Below are 18,670 nucleotides of genomic sequence, written 5' to 3'. Positions count from 1 at the left end.
TTATTGCTCCCCGCACGTCAGCAGGCCATCGTCAAATACGCTGCCCATCAGGATCCGCCCGCCGAGCGGCGCCGCCACGCTGATCGCCGCCAGCGCCTGGCCATGGCTCTGGTAAAAAATTCGCGAGTGCTCAACCGCGCCCTGTGGGCCCAGCGACAGTTGCCAGACCAGCGACGGCGAACGCGCTTGCGCATCCTTTTGAAATGCGGCCAGCTTTAACAGTTGCGGATGTGCGGCCACCAGCAGCCCATCTCCGTCAGGCATGATATTGTCGACCCCGTGCAACCCGGTGAACCGCCCCAGCAAGACGGGGGACGCCTCGCCCGGCCGCCATGCCCAACTGCTCAGGGTGCCGTTGGTGGTTTCCGCCACGTACAGCCGCCCCCGTTGCGGGTCGTAGTAAATGCCGTTGGCAAAATGCAACCCATCGAGCAGCCTATGTTCCCCCGCGTCGTCTACCAGCAAGACCAGCGAGAGTGGCAGCCGCAGATAGTCTTCAACGCGCCCCAACATGCCGGAAAAGGCGTGATCGCGCGTCAACAGCCAACGGGATTTATCAATGACGCTGATGTCGTTGATATTCTTGCCGACGCTGCGCGACAGCTCAGGCTGATAAACCAGCCGCATCGCCGCACGCTCAAAACGGAACGTCTCAATGCGATCCCCACGAGAGGCGTGGCTCACGGCGTAAACCCACGTCTCTGCGCCCTTTTGCCACACATCGATACCGTGCGGGTAAAACTCAGCCGGATAGTCGCCGGGTAAACGCAGGGGCGCTTGCCCTTGTTGGAGGTAATAGAGCGCCCCCGGCGCGTTATCGTGGCGATTCAGGCTGCTGATCAGCGCGCCCCCCTCCTTTAGCGGCGCAATATCCTCCGCCCCGCTGATCCCCGGTATTTTTTGGCATTGCTGCAGGTTGATATCCTGAACGCGGTAGAACACGCCGGCGTCAAACAGCAGATTGATTACATACGCCAGCACAGCGACGGCCAGCGCTATCCCCATCAACTTTTTCATCATGCTTCCACGGCAACCGGTGAATAAAACTGCTGATTTACGGCGCTCACGCCTTGCTCTGCCAGAACCGCAATCGCAGCCAGATACGGCTCCAGCAGCGCTGAGGCGGTTTGCTCGGTGAAATAACGCGCCTGATAATCCAGCTCAATCGACAGCTCATCGGCCATTTCCACCACGTTGATCATCAGGGGGAACTCGACCGCGTTGACCGGCAGCATCGACAGGCTGGCCTGCCACTGGCGCATTTCCGCCAAAGGAACGGACGGCTCAACATTGAATGTGGCAAGCAGAGGCAGCGGCGCTTGCTCGCCATGGAAACAACGGGACGGCAATGCCGGCGCGTCACGCTGCGCCAGAATGGCCTGATGCACCTTGGCCACAAACTCAGGCAACGAAGCGCTCGCGGCGCTGTTGAAACACAACGGCATCAGGCTGACGCATTGGCCGACCAACCCTTCGCTGTTCTCGAAGTCACGCCCGGCATTCGGCACAGCGACAGGCAACAGAGAGTGGCCGACAAACTTCTCGAGCGTCAGTACAAACAGGGCGTTCAACATCGCAAAGCGAGTCGTGCGCAGTTCGGCGGCCACTTTACGCAGTTGGGCCGACAAGTTCGGGTAAGCCAGCCCTTGCTTCAAACGCTGGCCTTGATACAGCGCGGCCTGCAGGACAACCGGCAGCGCGCTGGCGGGATCGAAACGACGTGCGGGGATAGCGGCCAGCCGTTGAGCAACCTCTGCATCATTGGCCGTCTTTTCCGCACGCATAAAATGCAAATAGCTCGGCGCCGCCGACAGCTCAGGGCTAAACCCTGCCGCCAGCGCATCGTAGATATGCAGCAGTTCACGCAGCATCACCATAAATGACCAGCCATCCGCCACCGTATGGTGCGCCGTCAACGCCAGGGCCGTTTGGCCGGGCTGGCTCAGCAACAAGACGCGCGCCAGCGGCGATGCCGTCAATTCGAAGGGTTTAGCGGCAAACGCGGCCAGGCGGGCTGCAGGGTCCGTGGACTCACTGCGCTCCTCAATAAAATCGACATTGACCACGCCCGACGCCACCCGCAACTCCCCCGCGTCATTGAACTGCATACGCAAAGAGTCATGACGTTCGCTCAGCAGCGCCCAGGCTTCGGCCAGAAGTGAACCCTCGATTTCACGCGCCGTTTCAACCACGCAGCCAACGTTGCCCGCGCACAGCCCGCTTTCGTCTTTGGCGGCCAGCAGCATAAAGCGCTGCTGGCTGTCGGCGGCCGGGTAAGGTGTATCGGGGTGCAAACCGGCATCACCGAAGAAACCGTCAACGCGCATGACATTAACGCTCTCTTTTACCGCCGCGATAAAGAGCTCTATATCTTGCGAAGAGTGCGCGGTGGACACGAAGCAGTTGCGGCCCTCCCAAATAAAGATGCCGCGCAGCATGAGGTGGTGGAACAGAATGTCGTAGTTACCGCTGAATTTGAAACGGAACAAACTGCCCGCCGAGACGATCTCGATCGGCGTACCCGTCGTGACAAACCAGGTGTTGAGCGTCTGCGCGAGGTAATGCGTCTTTTGGTTGATGTCGTCATAGAGCCCGGGGTGGCTCTTGATATAGTCGAGCACCGCTTTGCTGGCCGCCATGGTCAGAGGGTGTTTGGAGAAGGTCCCGGCAAAGAAAATCAGTTCGGCTTGCGGCCAGGATTCATCGCCGTATTGCCAGAAACCGCCGTCGATGCTGTCCATAAAGCGCGCCGCCCCCGCAATAGCGCCAATCGGCATGCCGCCGCCGACAATCTTGCCGTAGGTGGCGATATCGGCCTGGACACCGTAATACGCCTGCGCACCGCCGGCAGCCAGGCGGAAACCGGTAATCACTTCATCGAACATCAAGGCGATATTGCGCTCGGCCGTCAGCTTACGCAGCGCATGCAAATAGTCGCGCGGCTGATGATCGGGATAGCGGCTTTGAATCGGCTCCACAATGACCGCAGCCAGTTGATCGGCATACCGGGCAATCAAAGCCAGGCTCTCTTCGCTGCCGTAGTCGAGCACCAGCAGATCCTCGACCAGGGACGCCGTCGTCCCTGCGGCAATCGGCACCGCTCGCTCCGGGGTTTCGCCCCCCTGCTGACGCCCCAGGATGCCATCGAAAACGCCGTGATAAGAGCCGCTGAACAGCGCCACTTTGTTCTTGCCCGTTACGGCACGCGCCAGACGCACCGCGCTCATGACGGCTTCAGAACCGGAGTTACAAAACGCCACGCGGTGCTGGCCCGTCAGCTCTGCAATCAATGTTGCAACCTCACCGGCCAGCGGGCTCTGCGGCCCGATTTGCATGCCTTGCGCCAGCTGTGCGGCAACGGCCTGCTGCACGCACTCAGGTGCATGGCCCATCAGGTTGGCGCCAAACCCCATGGTGAAATCAATGTACTCGTTACCGTCGGCATCCCAAATACGGGAGCCTTGTGAACGCACGCCCACCAGGGGATACAGCATTTCCTTCGTGGATAAACGGAAACCCGCCGATGCCCGGTTATCCGCCAGCACGGCGCGGTACTGCTGCGCATTGTGCTTGGAACCCGGGGTTTTGCTGACAAACTGCTGCGTCAATTGCTGTATGTGTTTATCGCGCTCGGCCCCTAATGACGCCTTCCTGGTTTCCTTTTTAAACCAGCTAGCGTGCGGGCCGGCTTTGGCCGGTGCAGCGGTAGCAGGCGCATTACTCGCCACTGCCGGTGCAGGAAGTGCGGCTACCGGCGCGCTTGCCGGAGCCGAAGGCAGCGCGGGCGCGGAAAGCGGTTTAGCATCGCCGCCGCTTAACAGGCGCAGCTGTTGCGACATGACCTCTAATTGCCGCGCAATCACACCTTGCAACTCGGCCGGGGCCATTGCCGGTATTCCCCCTTCCAGTTCGAGCTGAGGGGCCGACGCAGGCATCACCGAAGCGTCGGCTTGCGGCATTGCCGTCACAACCCGGCTTTCACTGACCACCGCGACGGGCTCCGGCACTTGTGCACGTTCCACAACGTAATGGATCACCGCATCCAGCGTGTTCAACTCTTCAAACAGCGATCTCAGCGGGATCACCACGCCATAGCGATCCTTGATGGTATTGATCGCATCCAGCAAGACCAGCGAGTCGGCCCCCATTTCCAGGAAGGGCAGATCATCATCCAGAGCTTCGGGCGATGCCCCCAAATACCCGGCAATGATCGCTTTGATTTCGGCGTGTAATTGATGTTGTTTTGACATAGCGTCCTCATGTGAAGATGGCGGCAGCGTTGGCGTTTCATCGGCCAGCCAATAAGTTTTCCGACAAAATTGAATGGCCGGCAGCATCAACGCTTCACGACTTGTTGCGCGATACAGCCTGGACCAGTCGATGTCATGCCCTTGCTGCCACAACGAACCCAGCAGCGTCAGCAGTGATTGGTATTCATGGCGATGATCGGCGGCCGCCAAAATCGGTTGGCTGCGATCGGTGGCTGCGACGAACTTGCCCAGCGAACTGTCGGCGCTCAGATCCACAAAGGTATATTTCCCTTCCTCCCGCAGCGCCTGTATGCCTTGCAGGAAATGAACGGGCTGCCGGATTTGTTGGCTCCAGTAGTCGGCATCGGTGTGCCGGCGCGGCAGAGCGTCCAGATTGCTGTAGAAAGGGATATTCCCCTCAGCGAAATCAATATGCTGCGTCAACCAAAGGCGATACGCCGGCAAGATGGGATCCATCAGGTGAGAATGAAAGGCGTTGCTGGTTTTGATCCGGCGGGCATGGCCACCTTGCGCCGAAATCGCCTGTAGACAAGCGTCAATCGCCGGCGAACTGCCGGTGATGGTGGTCAGCGTTGGCGTATTGAACGCGGCAATATCGATATCATCGGCCCAAGGGGCGATACAGCGGCGAACCTCGTTTTCGCCGCTGAACACCACCGCCATCGCACCCCGCTGCTCCAGGTTGCCCATCAGGCGTGCGCGCTGATGAACCATCGCCAACCCCTGCTCCAGCGAAATCTGGCCGGCGACAACCGCAGCGCAATACTCGCCCAGGCTATGGCCAATCACCGCCGTCGGGCGTAGCCCGAACTGCAACAAGCAGTCCGCCGTGGCATAGCTGCAGGCAAACAGGGCCAACTGGCAGGTTTTGGCGCAATGCTGCCAACTGTCGTCCTGCGCATGCAGCGCTTGCCGAATATCGATTTGATACTCTTCCTGAACCCGCTCAGCCAGGCTATCGAAGCACCTGCGGTAGTGCGGCAGATGCTGGTATAAAGCCGCCCCCATGCCGATTTGCTGCGTTCCCTGCCCAGGGAAGAGCCAGACCTGCGGGCGCGGTTTCTCCGCTTTATTCGCGGTGAGTTGCGCCAGGTTTTCTGCCAATTGCCGGCGGTTGGCGCCATGGGCAAACCCACGATAGCGCTGGTGGTCATAACGGGTATTGACCAGGCGACACCATGCCGGGACGTCAACGTCGTGCTGCATTTGCAAGGTGCTATAAATGCCGTCACGCTGCGCGTTGAAACCCTGCTCTTCGTGCGAGGCCACCAGCAGCAGCGTCAGCGGCTGGGCCGCCTCATCGCGCTTAACGGCCTGCGGGCAATCACGCAGTATCACGTGGCTGTTCGTCCCGCCGAAGCCAAAACTGCTGACACCGGCATAACGTTGGCCCGCCGCAGACTCCCAGGCGCAAGGGTGACTGCCCGCCACCGCCACCCGGCGGCTAATGGCGGCGATATGCGGGTTTTTCTGCTGGAAATTCAAATGAGGCACGCGCTGTTGGCTATGCAGCATCAACGCGGTCTTCACCACCCCAAGCACGCCGGCTGCGGCTTCGAGATGGCCAATATTGGTCTTGATCGATCCCACCTGAACCGGTGCCGGTTGGCTCCGCTCGGCAAACACCGCTTCCAGCGCCTGATACTCGATCAGATCGCCCAGCGCCGTCCCGGTACCATGCGCTTCCACATAGTCGATGTGATTGCTGTCGATGCCCGCTTCGGCCAGCGCCCGCGCGATCACCGCCTGCTGCGATGGCCCGTTAGGCGCCGTGATGCCGTTGCTGCGGCCATCCTGATTGATGGCGCTGGCAACCAAGGTGGCATAAACCCGATCGCCATCGGCCAATGCCTGCGCCAGGGGTTTCAAAACAACGATGCCGCACCCCTCGCCACGCACATAGCCATCGGCGCGCGCGTCAAAGGTTTTGCACTGGCCGTCCGGTGCCAACATCTGCGCCTCGGTGAAGACCTTTTGCAAATGCGGCGTCAACGCCAGATTCACGCCGCCGGCAATAGCCAGCGAACTGCGTCCTGAGCGCAGGCTTTGCATGGCCCCGTCGATGGCCACCAGCGAAGAGGAACAGGCGGTATCGATGGCGACGCTCGGCCCTTTAAAATCATAAAGATAAGATATGCGGTTGGCGGCAATGCTGTGCGCATTGCCCAACCCGCTATACGCGGAAACCCGGTTGCCCGAGACCAGGGCATAATCGCTGGCGCTGATGCCGATAAACACCGCGGTGTCGCTGCCCCGCAGCGCCGAAGCCTGTAACCCCGCATCGGTCAGCGCCTGTTGCACGGTTTCCAACAGCAGGCGATGTTGCGGGTCGATATACTCCGCCTCGCGCGGCGAAATGCCAAAGTAACCGGCGTCAAAATCGCTCACGCGGTCAAAGAAACTGCCCTTGCGGTTAAAACCGCCGAGTGCAGAGCCGGCCCAACGGTGAGCGGGGATTTCACCCGTGGTGCTTTGCCCCTGCTGCAACATCGCCCATAGCGCCTGCACACCACTGTGGCCTGGCAGTTCAACCCCGATGCCAATCACGGCGATATCCTGGCCGGCCACGGCCGTCGCAAGCGCTTCCGGTCGCTCAGTGGGTTGCAACAGACCCGCAGCCAGCTTATTGATCGTCGGATAATCGTAAATCAGCGCCGGCGACAGCTCACGCCCCAAATGTTGTTCTAACTCGCCGATCACGCCAACGGCCTGTAACGAGTTCAGCCCAAAGGCGGTAAAGGCCTCATCCCACTGTTCTTCACCGACAGCGCCGTTGACCGCAATGCCGATGATACCGGCGATAAGCGCGGCCAGGGCAGGCGCGCTGTATGAGGCAACATCGGCAACCTGGGCGGTTTGCGGCGGCTCGGCCCGGCTACGCCATTGCACCGTCAGTTCATTTTGCCGGTACATTTCTCTGGCGCGGGTACGTTGCAATTTGCCACTGGTGGTGCGTGGAATGGCCCGGCGGCCGACCCATACCCATTCCCCCAGGGTTATGCCGTGCCGCTCGGCCACCGCGGCATTCAAACGCCGGTTCAACGCTGCGGTGTCCAGGGTCTCTTTGAGACGTTCCGGGATCTCCAGCAAAGCCACCGCCTGTTCCGTTTCGGCAACCTCGGCGGCAAATACGCAAACGGTTGCGTCTGCCAGCAAAATATCTGCTCCCCTGATCGTTTCCTCAATATCCGTCGGGTAATGGTTTTGCCCATTGACGATCAAAAGTTCTTTCACACGTCCGGTGACGTACAGCGCCCCCGCTTGCAGGAACCCCAAATCGCCGCTGCGTAGCCAATGCGCCGGATCAGGCTCGATGCGCGCCTGGAAGGTGGCCTCTGTCGCCGCCGGGTTATCCCAATAACCGGCCGCAATGCTGGGCCCACGCAACCAGATCTCGCCGGTGTGCCCGGCTGCCAGCGGTTGTAGCGTCTCGGGATCGACAATGCGGACATCGGTGCCGGGCAACGCCTCGCCACAGTTGACGACATCCCCCGCTTTTTCTTCGGCGACCGCCATCCCCTGGCCTTTCTCCCTGCCGGTAACGATCAGCGTGGTTTCCGCCATGCCATAGCAGGGTAAAAACGCCTGCCCCCGGAAGCCGGCCGGGGCAAAGTGTTCACTGAACTGGCGCAACGTAGCTGGCCGGATAGGCTCTGCGCCGCAAAACGCCACATCCCAGTTGGAGAGATCCAGGCCTTCAGCCTGCTGAGGGCTGATTTTGCGCACGCAGAGGTCGTAGGCGAAATTAGGGCCGCCCGACGTCGTCGCACGGAACTCTGACACCTGCTTTAACCAGTTAAGCGGGTTTTTCATCAGCATCATCGGCGACATCACCCGGCAGGGGAATGCCCCGAATACCGGCTGAAGCAAACCGCCGATCAGCCCCATATCATGGAAATGCGGCAGCCATATCATGCCGCGGCTTTCATTGTGGTGACCGAAATAACGATGGATGGCTTGAGAGTTGGCCCACAGGTTGCCATGAGTGACCATGACCCCTTTTGGCGTACCGGTTGAACCCGAGGTATATTGCAAAAAAGCCACATCGTCGTCGCTCACCGGTGCAGGATTAAACGCCCCTGAAAAGTGGCTATCGATATGCTGAAGGCGATACCCCGCCGGCAATGCCACTGCGGGCAGTTGATCAAAGGTAAAAATTAGCGGCGCCAGCGGTAAACCGAGCGATATTAAGGTTTCAGCGCCTTTGCCTGTGGTAACGATAAATTCCGTTTGCGCATTGCGTAAAACCCCAATAAATCGCTCCCACGCGCTGCCTGAGGCCTTGGCCGGCATAGGGACAGGCACGGCAATCATGCCGGCATAAAGGCATCCGAAAAAAGCGCCAATAAAATCTTCGCCGTCGGGGTAAAGTAAAATAACCCTGTCGCCCCGATGACCGTATTGCTGAAGTGCGCAGGCCAGAGATGCGGCGCGCTGATGCAATTGTCTGTAACTTTGATTCTTTATTTCTTTGGCACTTCGCAAAAATTCAAATGCCGTCTTGTCGGTATGTTGAACAGCAAGCTCGGGCAATAGTTGGTTGAAGGAATTAAATCCCCTGTTAAACAACTGATGAGACGGCATAATGATTAGCTCTTTATTCTCAATATAAAATATGAAAAGTTAAATTAGCCTGAAATTATTTTGCGGCACGGCCGGCAAGCAGATCGTTGCAGAAGTCATTCCATACCTTCAGCCACAGATCCACATGTTGTACCATTTCATCAAAGCGCTCTTCCGTTATCGCCTGGCAGAATAAAATCCAGGCATCTTCAGAGTGGCCGTCTTCAATCGACTCACCGGTTTCCGTTTCTACGTGAATGCTGTGATAACCGCGGGAAACGTCAATGTCGGTCGCCACGTCCACGCTCTTCGCCCAAGGCGTCGCAAAATCATGGAACACCGTTTCCGCAACGGCCAGCAACGCTACCAGCTGCGGGTAATCGCCGTAGGCGTTTTCAAAGGTTGCGCGGCAAGCCACGGAGCTGGACATCGGCAACCAGGCTTTCACCTCATCCTCACTCATACCCAGCTGTTCAATGGTATTGAAGAATTGCACATAGTGCGCCAATGCAGGCTGGCCGTTATAGCTGCCGTCACTGCCGGTCCCCGGGTGGAAACCCAATTCGTCCAGCAGGTTGATCTGCAGCAGGAAACGCGCGGCCATTTTTGCCCGGGCGCCCAGGCGGCCTTCCAACTGTTTTGCCGAGCTCAGCGCTTCGATCACCGCATCGGTAAAGACCTGGGCAAAGGCATGATAAAACTCCAGATGGAAGACTTTCATCTGGTTGAGGTCAAATTCACCGCTATTCATTTTTGACAAGATAGGGTTTCTCATCAACGGATGCGATTCAACGCGATCAATTAATCTCTTTGCAAATTTATGATTACGTTGATAGTTATTCTTTTCTACCGTTGCAGCAATAGCGTCTCTGCCGAGTTGGCGTGCACTCAGTAACGTTTCCATTATTAGGATCTCAATATAAAAACTACGGTTGATAGAAGATTACAAGGCGGATACCTTGCCTACGGCCATAACAACCAAGGCAAACATCCCACAGCTAAAAGGAATAACCTGAATATATTTGAAGGGTAAGTAAAAACAGGAGGCAATCAGCAATACAGGAATACCCAGGGAAAGAATGACCATGCATATCGCCGCATAATACTTGTAAACGTACGGAACCTGTAAGGTGTCAATGCTCATGCCATAAAGCATTGATATTAATGGCAGCATAATAAAAGCGATATGCGCCAATCTCAACATCCTGCGGTTTAAATCGGTGTAATTCTCATGCCCTTTAGGCGCCCGAAAAGGCCCCTTAAAAGCGTACATCCCCATTAAACCGCCCATCATAATACCCACAACAATACCGCCCCAACCAAAGGCAATCAGCATCTCACTGAGATTAACCACTTTACTTCTCCCGATTATTATCGCCACACAGATAAGGTGCTTGCGGAATCGCAAGCACCCTTATAAATAAAAAATAGTGTTCTGAATAACTTCAACGCTACAAAGTTATAAATCCGTATAATTAAAAATCTGTAAATTGTTTAACTTTGGAATAATGAATCGGTTGTTCAAATCCCGGCATCGTGATGCCGTTCATGTCGATCTTAACCTCATCCTCATTCATGCCATGCTGCCCAAAAAGATAGATAACGTTCAATTCACCGCGCGATGCCGCCGCATCATAAGCCGCCACCTGTTGTTCTACCTGCCGCCTGCGCTGCCGGTAGTCGGCAAAGGCCTGTTCGCCATGCCGCTTGCGCAACCACTGCGCCGTCAGTTGCGGTGAGTAGACCACGCCGGTAGCATTATTTCCGCCAAACCCTTTCGAGTTGATAAAAGCGATCTGCGCCTGGTCGGCAGACAAAGGCCGATCCTGGGTTGGGATCAGCAAGCGAGCATCATTCACCTGCGGCGATATCTGATCCACGCTCTTGATTCCCGGCAAGATGCCGTACTTAAAGGTGCCCAGACAGCTAATCAACTGATCGCCGCTCGCCGGCCCCAATGAGTGCCCCAGATAGGATTTCACCGCCGTGACGGGCCATGCGTTAATGGAAAAGGCTTCGGCGACCCGGTCAAAGATCTCGGCTTCGGACACGCAGTTTTTTGGCGTGCTGGAACCGTGCGCCTGGATAAAAGAGCCTTTCTGTACGCATGCCAACCCGGCCATCGTGACGGCAGAGGCTACGGCCTTTGCCATGGTGATGTAATTGCCCGGCCCCGGCGAGGCGATAGAGCGTTTATAGCCGTCGGCGTTGATGAAAACATCGCTCACCGAACCGTGGATCTCCGCCCCCAATTGCAACGCCAGTTCATCATCCATCAGCACAATATATTGGCTGGACTCGGCAATCACGAAACCGCAGCTGTTGCCGAACGGGCGGCTGCTGTTGCGCCAGTCTGCCGTTTCGGTTTCATCGATACGTTTGAGCTTGCTCTCCGTCGCCAGCGCCCCCATCGCATCAAAGCCCTCGATCACTTCCGAGGTGATCGGCGCCTCCGCGCTCCCTACGATGGCCACGCGGATCCTGCCCGCCTTGATATCTTCTACTGCGGCATTCAGGTTGTAGAGAAAGGTGGCGCAAGCGCCCAGGGTAGCGCTGGTGTGCCCCACACTGCCCAACACATAGGCATTCAAAAAATCGGCGCACATGCTGTTCAGGCCCAGCGGGCACTGTTTGGCGCTGACGCGGTGGCCCTTCAGGCGCGATTGCAGCATACCGCCAAACCCTTGATCGTCGAGCTGCCCCAGAATATTGCCGGAATACACCCCCAACTGGTCTGGCGCAATCGCCGCCCGGACTTCGTTCCACGGGATCCCCAGAGCATTAATGGCATCTGAAGCCGCGACGATCGCCATCTGCAAGGCACGGGGATGAAACTGCGAGCTGTAGTGCTCGCCCGGCCTGAACCCCTGCGGCAATTGCCCGGCGGCTTGCGCTTCAGTGCGCAGCGTGACGTCGATTTTGCAGTCCATTTCACCGCGAACGGTAATGCGCACCAGATCGTCCATGAGCGGTTCAGCCCGCCATCCTTGCGGCAAAGGCTGGGGTACCTGCCGGCTGGGTAGATCAAAACTCAAAGGTTCGGCACCCGCCGCCATATTCAATTTGGCATGGCTGGCCACGGCATCGACGTCAAAATAATCTTTGGCGATCTTTCTGATCAGCGTGCCTTGCAACACGGCTTCTTTTATTTCAGCCGCTGCCTGTGCGGCTGAGCGTATATTCCCTTCCGCGTTAAGGTAGCCGTCATCCTGATATTTAAGCAATCCCATCAGCACTGCTAATGATAATAGCGTTTCTTGCTGCTGTTCTTCCGGCAAAGAGTCTATGACCATGCGACGAAACGCGTGGTGCGAAGAGCTCCGACCTGCGGGCCCGTAGCCACCGAAGGCGGTTATGACAGGTAACTTGACCATAGAGTATCCTAGCCTTTCTGCGGCATCGTTATGCCTTCACTTACTTTAGATAATTTACAGATATCAGTTTACAAAGCGTGGGCAAAAGCTATTATGAAAATCCGGCCAAAATGCAGACTTTTTTGGCCAAGACAGGTGTAGCAGTAATAATCCAATAATAAATCAGGTATTGATTGGAAAATGATAAATACAAAGATAGGATTTGTATTGTGTGAGCACATGCTGAGTTCCGGCCTCAGCCTGCCAATAGAAATGTGGAAAGCAGCAGCGAGTAGTTATTTCGCAGAACAAAGAAACAATCAGAAAAATCAAGATAAATACGCACTTACCTTATGCAAACCCGAAAACATCCTCAGTATTAGCACGATCGGCATTAATAAAAATCCTATACCGACACACAGCGGTTTTAGCCTGATTGCCGATGACGTACTGGAAGACGATGCCGATTACGATATCATCTATCTGCCCGCCATCTGGCGCAATCCTCGCCCTATCGTAAGACAAAACACGGACATCACCCGGTGGCTGACAATACAGGCGGCAAAAGGCACACGGATAGCCGCCGTCGGGACCGGTTGCTGCTTCCTGGCGGAAGCCCGGCTACTGGATGACCAACCGGCCACCACCCACTGGCACTATTTCGAACAGTTCGCACATGATTATCCCGAGGTCAATTTAAAAACAAAATACTTCATCACCCAATCCGAGAATATTTTCTGCGCTGCCAGCGTTAAGGCCCTTTCCGACCTCACCATTCATTTTATTGAGACCACCTACGGTAAAAAAGTGGCAAACCATACACAACGGACGTTCTTCCACGAGATCCGCAGCCACTTTGAGCGCCTGTGTTACCGAGAAGAAAATAAGCCTCATCCTGACGAGGATATAATCCAGATCCAAACCTGGATAAAGGAAAATTGCACGACAGACTTACCGATGCAGAAACTCGCCGATATGGTAGGCATGAGTTTGCGCAACTTTAATCGCCGCTTCAAAAATGCGACCGATATTTCGCCATTGCAATATCTATTAAAGGTTCGGATTGAGTCCGCAATCAATATGTTACAAACGACCAATTTGAGTATTCAAGAAATTGCCGCTCTGGTGGGTTACCAGGATATTGCGCACTTTAACCGCCAGTTCAAACGCATCTCCAGCGTTTCGCCCGGTGATTATCGCAAAACCGTTCGCGCCAAGATGTTCCGCACGGAACACTCCGCCGCCGAGGCTGAATCAAGGCTTTAACCTGAAGGGGCCCCGCAAGGGGCCCCACTCCCATCTCATGCTCAATCAGCCAGCTTTCGCCATGCGCCCACTCAATGGCAAGCGCCACAGCTCGTAACGCTCTTCGCCCCGCTTAACGGTTCCCGCAAAGTGATCATTCAAGCTGCTCGAGGTAAAGATAAGATCCCCTCCTGGCTGGATAGCCGGCGTGTCCGGCCAGCGTACGCCCTCGTCGGCGGCAAGCAGCGACGGCAGTGAATGCGCAATTGCGCTGATGGGGTGATTGAGCCGGACAAAGAGGCATAGAGTTGAAATCCTGACCTGATATAATCCCATCTCCTATAGGGAGATAAGAATGAAAAAATTTGTATTATTAGGATTGATTTTATTAGCAAGCACAGCAAGTGCCGCACCATGGAAAGCCATCGATAATGGAGAATCCATTTCTGATGGAAAGCTAACTATTAGCCAGCTTAACGGGCACTACAAAGTCAAATACCCAGGAAGCGCCAACCCAAGGTCAGCAAGCCTGCTAATCGACGGCGAATTGGTTTATGGGAACGAGTCATACGGGTTCAGCGGCATGCATGGCGACGGAGTAGTGAAAAAACTGCTGTCCGCGAGGGAAGCAACGGTGAACTATGATGACAGATACAGAACAAAGACAAGCCACTACGGGATAGACCTTGATAGCCTAAGGGCCGTCATCAAAGAGTTAAAATAAACCCGCTGCGGCGGGTTCTCTGCTTCAGAGAGGTAACCAACGTTTGTGACAGGCGATTAACTCAGCTTTATGTGGCTCGTAATCCATACCTGTAAGTATCCCGCTTAGCTGAGCTGTCATCCCTAGTGCTTTGATTAGCCGTTTGGATTGCTTTTAGGGTAACGGTTTCATTTGATTTTTCTCCGTGTGGGTGATTCCACATCGAAAAAAACTATTGTCACGACGAGATCAAGGTAACGATGAGGACAAATATTTTTCAACGGATGGGATTACTTCTTACCGTTAGCCTCATCATCATTAACCCATTGAGGGATCGCTAGCTTTAAAAGAGGCTTATCAGTCTTAATATCAACAAGCTTGCATGCCTTGTCTTTTAAAATTGAACCAAGAGAGAATGCTTTACCATCGTAATAGCAGTAATACCCCTCATTAGAACCCGAGCCTGAGAACAATTCCTTGTTCTCCTTGGGAACCAAGACTACTGTTTCTGTGGGTTTACTCAGCCCAATCGGGGAGGTCTGAAAAGATGGTGATGTCCCTGCCATAACTTGCATGGATAAAATCAGACAAGAAAATATGAGTCCCTTCATTTGGCCACCTAATTAATGAAAATTTCAGATTAGACTCACATCGTTCTTAATTGTTCCTCACTACTTTTTCATGCCATTGGTTTAGCGTCGCCACCTGTCCAGCACAGATTTGCAGTGAGGTTTGAAAGCGCCAGCATGTATGTGTTTGTGCATACGGCGGCACGTAAACGTCCAGGGGGTGGAGTAACACCGGCGGTGAGGAAAAATGCGCGTTGACGATAATCCAGTCCGGCATACCGCTTTCGGTGCTACAGGAAATGGGTGGGTGGGAATCGATAGAAATGGTTCGCAGGTACGCCCATTTGGCACCTACCACCTAACGGAACATGTCCGGAAAATTGACGTGCTTTTGAATGATAACGACACAAGGGGGAAATTAGGCAGGTTTGAAAATTGCGTAAGTCATTGAATTTTAATGGTACGCCCTACAGGGCTCGAACCTGTGACCTACGGCTTAGAAGGCCGTTGCTCTATCCAACTGAGCTAAGGGCGCATTGGGATGCGGCAACCGGGGGTTGCGGGTTGGGATTATACGGTCAGAGGTCACTGAGTCAATGCCTTTTCATGACGTTACGGCGGCAGCCGTGCTTTATGGCGATTTTTCGCCCATCACCCGTGCCGCCCATTGGGCCAACGCCTTCATTTATCTTGGGTGAGATCCGGCAGCAGGCTGCTGCTGCGCTGGGCCAGGCCGCGATCGGCGGTGGCGGGAAGGCGTTCGGATTGCTCCTGCCCTGCCGGGCGTTGCAGGCAAACGCGGGCCGAACGCACCACCGCGTTGATATTCCCCCAGTCGGCGTGCTGCGCCGTCAGCAGGTTGCAGGCCGCCGTTAGCTGCTGGCTGAGCGCGGCGCTGACCGGTGCAGCATTTAACGAGGCGTGGCCCAAGGGCATCCACGCCAGCAGCATAAAACCTATGCCCACGAGTTTTCTCATGCTCGCATCCTCCGGTACAACGCGTGCAGCCGCGCTCTCCATGAAGGCTGCGCCTTGTGTACGGCGAGTTGGTGCAACGCAATCAGTTGCGCCACATCCGCCGGGTGCAAAGAAGAGTCGAACACCGTTTCACCGACGTGTTTCGGTTGGCTATCAATCGGGTGGTGCAATGAGTGCAACCGGGCGATGACCATCATGATTTTTACTCCCGTACCGCAGTATGAATAATGCCAGCTTACGCAGCAGCCGGTAAAAAAGGCGTAGAGGATCATTCCGTTGGCATAAAAAAAACGTAAATCCCCACCGGCAAACGCCTGCGATCGCGATTCAACGCCTGACAGCGCGCTCAGCTTCTGACAAAATAGCGCCATCCCCCGCTTTTCTTAATTGATGGATTTCCTCACTGATGGCAGCAAAGATTATTGATGGTAAAACGATTGCGCAGCAGGTTAGAAACGAAGTGGCTGAGCAAGTTAAACAACGTCTGGCGGCCGGCAAACGCGCCCCGGGCCTGGCGGTCGTGCTGGTGGGCGAGAACCCGGCGTCACAGATTTACGTCGCCAGTAAGCGCCGCGCCTGTGATGAAGTGGGCTTCCTTTCCCGCTCTTACGATCTGCCTGCCACCACCAGTGAGGCCGAGCTGCTGGCACTGATCGACAAACTGAACGCCGACGGCGAAATCGACGGCATTCTGGTGCAGTTGCCGCTGCCGGCCGGCATCGATAACGTCAAAGTGCTGGAACGTATCCATCCGGATAAAGACGTCGACGGTTTCCACCCGTACAACGTCGGTCGCCTGTGCCAGCGCGCGCCGAAGCTGCGCCCCTGCACCCCGCGCGGCATCGTCACCCTGCTCGAGCGTTATAACATCGACACCTACGGCCTGAATGCCGTGGTGGTTGGCGCATCCAACATCGTTGGCCGCCCGATGAGCATGGAGCTGCTGCTGGCAGGTTGCACCACCACCGTGACCCACCGTTTCACCAAGAACCTGCGTCATCATATCGAAAACGCGGATCTGCTGGTGGTGGCGGTCGGTAAACCGGGCTTTATTCCGGGCGATTGGATCAAACCGGGCGCGATCGTGGTCGATGTCGGCATTAACCGTCTGGAAAGTGGTAAAGTGGTCGGTGACGTGGATTTCGATGCCGCCAGTGAGCGTGCAGCCTACATTACCCCGGTTCCGGGTGGCGTTGGCCCGATGACCGTTGCTACACTGATCCAAAATACCTTGCAGGCCTGCGAGGAATATCACGACGTTCAACCTAAATAAGTAAGGCAGTATGGAAACTTTTAATCTGGATAGTCACCCGCACGTCGAACTGTGCGACCTGCTCAAGTTCCAGGGCTGGTGTGAAAGCGGCGGCGCCGCCAAAGAAGTCATCGCCGAAGGGTTGGTGAAAGTGAACGGCAAAGTCGAAACGCGCAAACGCTGCAAAATCGTCGCCGATCAGGTGGTGGAGTTTAACGGCGGCCAGGTTGTAGTTAAGCCGTGAGCCCCGCTCCATAGAAAAAGGCGCTGATAATCAGCGCCTTTTTTGTTTGCGGCTGCGCCTGTTACTTACGGCGCCAGGTGGTCCCCTGCGGGCCGTCTTCCAGCACGATACTCATCTCGTTCAACCGATCGCGAGCGGCATCCGCCAGCGCCCAGTCTTTGGCTTTACGCGCGTCGTTACGCTGTTTGATTAACGCCTCGATCTCCGCCACTTCACCGTCGTCAGCCTGTGCGCCACTTTGCAGGAACTGTTCCGGCTCCTGTTGCAGCAGGCCCAGCACCTTCGCCAGCTTGCGCAGTTCCGCCGCCAGCCCGTTGGCCGCCGCCATGTCCTCGCCTTTCAGGCGGTTAACCTCACGCGCCAGATCGAACAGCGCCGAGTAGGCTTCCGGGGTGTTGAAATCGTCGTCCATCGCTTCGCGGAAGCGGGCTTCGAAGGCTTCGCCACCGGCCGGTTGCGCATTGGCGTCGGTGCCGCGCAGTGCGGTGTACAAACGCTCCAGCGCGGTGCGCGCCTGCTTGAGGTTCTCTTCGCTGTAGTTCAGCTGGCTGCGATAGTGGCCGGACATCAGGAAGTAACGCACCGTCTCGGCATCGTAATGGCCGAGCACGTCGCGGATAGTGAAGAAGTTATCCAGCGATTTCGACATCTTCTCGCGGTCGATCATCACCATGCCGGAGTGCATCCAGTAGTTGACGTACGGGCCGTCGTGGGCGCAGCTGGACTGGGCAATCTCGTTCTCGTGATGCGGGAACATCAGATCCGAACCGCCGCCGTGGATGTCGAAATGGGTGCCGAGCTGCTTGCAGTTCATGGCGGAACATTCAATGTGCCAGCCTGGGCGGCCCGCGCCCCACGGCGATTGCCAGCTAGGTTCGCCCGGTTTGGACATTTTCCACAGCACGAAGTCCATCGGGTTGCGCTTCACGTCGTCAATCTCAACGCGCGCGCCGGCCTGCAACTGATCCAGATCCTGGCGTGACAGCAGGCCGTATTGCGGATCGCTGTCAATCGAGAACATCACGTCGCCATTGCTGGCGACATAGGCGTGATCGCGATCGATCAGGCGTTGGGTGATCTCGATGATCTCGGCGATATGCTGGGTGGCGCGCGGCTCTTGATCCGGGCGTTCGATCAGCAGCGAATCGAAGTCCGCGTGCATCTCCGCCAGCATGCGTGCGGTCAGTTGATCGCAGCTTTCGCCGTTTTCTGTCGCGCGGCGGATAATTTTGTCGTCAACGTCGGTCACATTGCGCACATAGTTCAGCGAATAGCCGAGATAACGCAGGTAACGCGCTACTACGTCGAAAGCGACAAAGGTACGCCCGTGGCCGATATGACACAGGTCATAGATGGTTACCCCGCACACGTACATGCCCACTTTACCGGCATGAATGGGTTTGAATTCCTCTTTTTGACGACTCAGGGTATTAAAAATCTTTAGCATCGAGACATTCCGTGGTGTGCGTGATAACAAAAAAGGGAGTTAGGC

The 18,670-nt window shown here is 56.1% G+C and carries 13 protein-coding genes, 1 tRNA gene and 1 pseudogene; 5 read left to right on the top strand and 10 right to left on the bottom strand.

All coding sequences use genetic code 11. From position 1 onward, the window contains the following. The 5 genes from ACTJJ1_RS15140 to ACTJJ1_RS15120 form a co-directional block, all read right to left on the bottom strand. Positions 1–1,020: an arylesterase gene (locus tag ACTJJ1_RS15140; protein WP_440834313.1), complete on the bottom strand. Its 1,020-nt coding sequence runs from the start codon at positions 1,018–1,020 to the stop codon at positions 1–3. After that, a complete protein-coding gene (locus ACTJJ1_RS15135) occupies positions 1,017–8,855 on the bottom strand; it encodes an aminotransferase class III-fold pyridoxal phosphate-dependent enzyme (protein WP_440834311.1) in 7,839 nt (2,612 codons plus the stop codon). The genes ACTJJ1_RS15140 and ACTJJ1_RS15135 overlap by 4 nt, the downstream gene beginning before the upstream one ends. A 55-nt stretch (positions 8,856–8,910) precedes the next feature. After that, the gene (locus ACTJJ1_RS15130) at positions 8,911–9,585 is read right to left on the bottom strand and encodes a hypothetical protein (protein ID WP_230554897.1); all 675 of its coding nucleotides are present in this window, start codon (positions 9,583–9,585) and stop codon (positions 8,911–8,913) included. Between the two features lie 192 nt (positions 9,586–9,777). Next, on the bottom strand, positions 9,778–10,188 hold the full coding sequence (locus tag ACTJJ1_RS15125) for a membrane protein (protein WP_037433883.1): 411 nt from the start codon (positions 10,186–10,188) through the stop codon (positions 9,778–9,780). Positions 10,189–10,309: 121 nt separating this feature from the next. Further along, entirely contained in the window at positions 10,310–12,208 is a 1,899-nt protein-coding gene (locus ACTJJ1_RS15120) for a beta-ketoacyl synthase (RefSeq protein WP_004949500.1), read from the bottom strand. Positions 12,209–12,427: 219 nt separating this feature from the next. On the opposite strand from ACTJJ1_RS15120, the gene ACTJJ1_RS15115 reads away from it, so the two are divergent. After that, on the top strand, positions 12,428–13,453 hold the full coding sequence (locus ACTJJ1_RS15115; protein ID WP_051170108.1) for a GlxA family transcriptional regulator: 1,026 nt from the start codon (positions 12,428–12,430) through the stop codon (positions 13,451–13,453). A gap of 334 nt (positions 13,454–13,787) precedes the next feature. Further along, positions 13,788–14,156 carry a hypothetical protein gene (locus ACTJJ1_RS15110; RefSeq protein ID WP_122289249.1) on the top strand — a complete coding sequence of 123 codons (369 nt, stop codon included), beginning with the start codon at positions 13,788–13,790 and terminating at the stop codon, positions 14,154–14,156. Between the two features lie 269 nt (positions 14,157–14,425). Here the strand turns inward: ACTJJ1_RS15110 and ACTJJ1_RS15105 are convergent, their stop codons facing one another. Further along, the gene (locus tag ACTJJ1_RS15105; protein WP_122289250.1) at positions 14,426–14,746 is read right to left on the bottom strand and encodes a hypothetical protein; all 321 of its coding nucleotides are present in this window, start codon (positions 14,744–14,746) and stop codon (positions 14,426–14,428) included. A 129-nt stretch (positions 14,747–14,875) separates the two neighbouring features. On the opposite strand from ACTJJ1_RS15105, the pseudogene ACTJJ1_RS15100 reads away from it, so the two are divergent. Then, positions 14,876–15,155: pseudogene (locus ACTJJ1_RS15100) on the top strand (tyrosine-type recombinase/integrase); the annotation flags it as partial. A gap of 7 nt (positions 15,156–15,162) precedes the next feature. Here ACTJJ1_RS15100 and ACTJJ1_RS15095 read toward each other — a convergent pair. From ACTJJ1_RS15095 to ACTJJ1_RS15085, 3 genes are all read right to left on the bottom strand, one after another. Next, positions 15,163–15,239 (bottom strand) — tRNA-Arg (locus ACTJJ1_RS15095). A gap of 146 nt (positions 15,240–15,385) precedes the next feature. After that, entirely contained in the window at positions 15,386–15,682 is a 297-nt protein-coding gene (locus ACTJJ1_RS15090) for a hypothetical protein (protein WP_004949434.1), read from the bottom strand. Further along, positions 15,679–16,053 carry a hypothetical protein gene (locus ACTJJ1_RS15085; RefSeq protein WP_231106869.1) on the bottom strand — a complete coding sequence of 125 codons (375 nt, stop codon included), beginning with the start codon at positions 16,051–16,053 and terminating at the stop codon, positions 15,679–15,681. Before ACTJJ1_RS15085 ends, ACTJJ1_RS15090 begins: the two co-directional genes overlap by 4 nt. A 35-nt stretch (positions 16,054–16,088) precedes the next feature. Here ACTJJ1_RS15085 and folD point away from each other — a divergent pair, with 35 nt between their 5' ends. Both folD and ybcJ read left to right on the top strand, forming a co-directional pair. Further along, the gene (folD, locus tag ACTJJ1_RS15080) at positions 16,089–16,955 is read left to right on the top strand and encodes a bifunctional methylenetetrahydrofolate dehydrogenase/methenyltetrahydrofolate cyclohydrolase FolD (protein WP_004949430.1); all 867 of its coding nucleotides are present in this window, start codon (positions 16,089–16,091) and stop codon (positions 16,953–16,955) included. Positions 16,956–16,965: 10 nt separating this feature from the next. Further along, on the top strand, positions 16,966–17,178 hold the full coding sequence (ybcJ, locus tag ACTJJ1_RS15075; RefSeq protein WP_004949428.1) for a ribosome-associated protein YbcJ: 213 nt from the start codon (positions 16,966–16,968) through the stop codon (positions 17,176–17,178). Between the two features lie 61 nt (positions 17,179–17,239). On the opposite strand, the gene cysS is transcribed toward ybcJ, so the two are convergent. Next, positions 17,240–18,625, bottom strand: a complete 1,386-nt coding sequence (gene cysS, locus ACTJJ1_RS15070; protein WP_004949426.1) for a cysteine--tRNA ligase — start codon at positions 18,623–18,625, stop codon at positions 17,240–17,242. Positions 18,626–18,670 lie beyond the last annotated feature (45 nt).

The organism is Serratia sp. 22264, assembly GCF_052045345.1.
Lineage (GTDB): Bacteria > Pseudomonadota > Gammaproteobacteria > Enterobacterales > Enterobacteriaceae > Serratia > Serratia plymuthica.
This window is presented reverse-complemented; position numbering and strand designations above follow the sequence as displayed.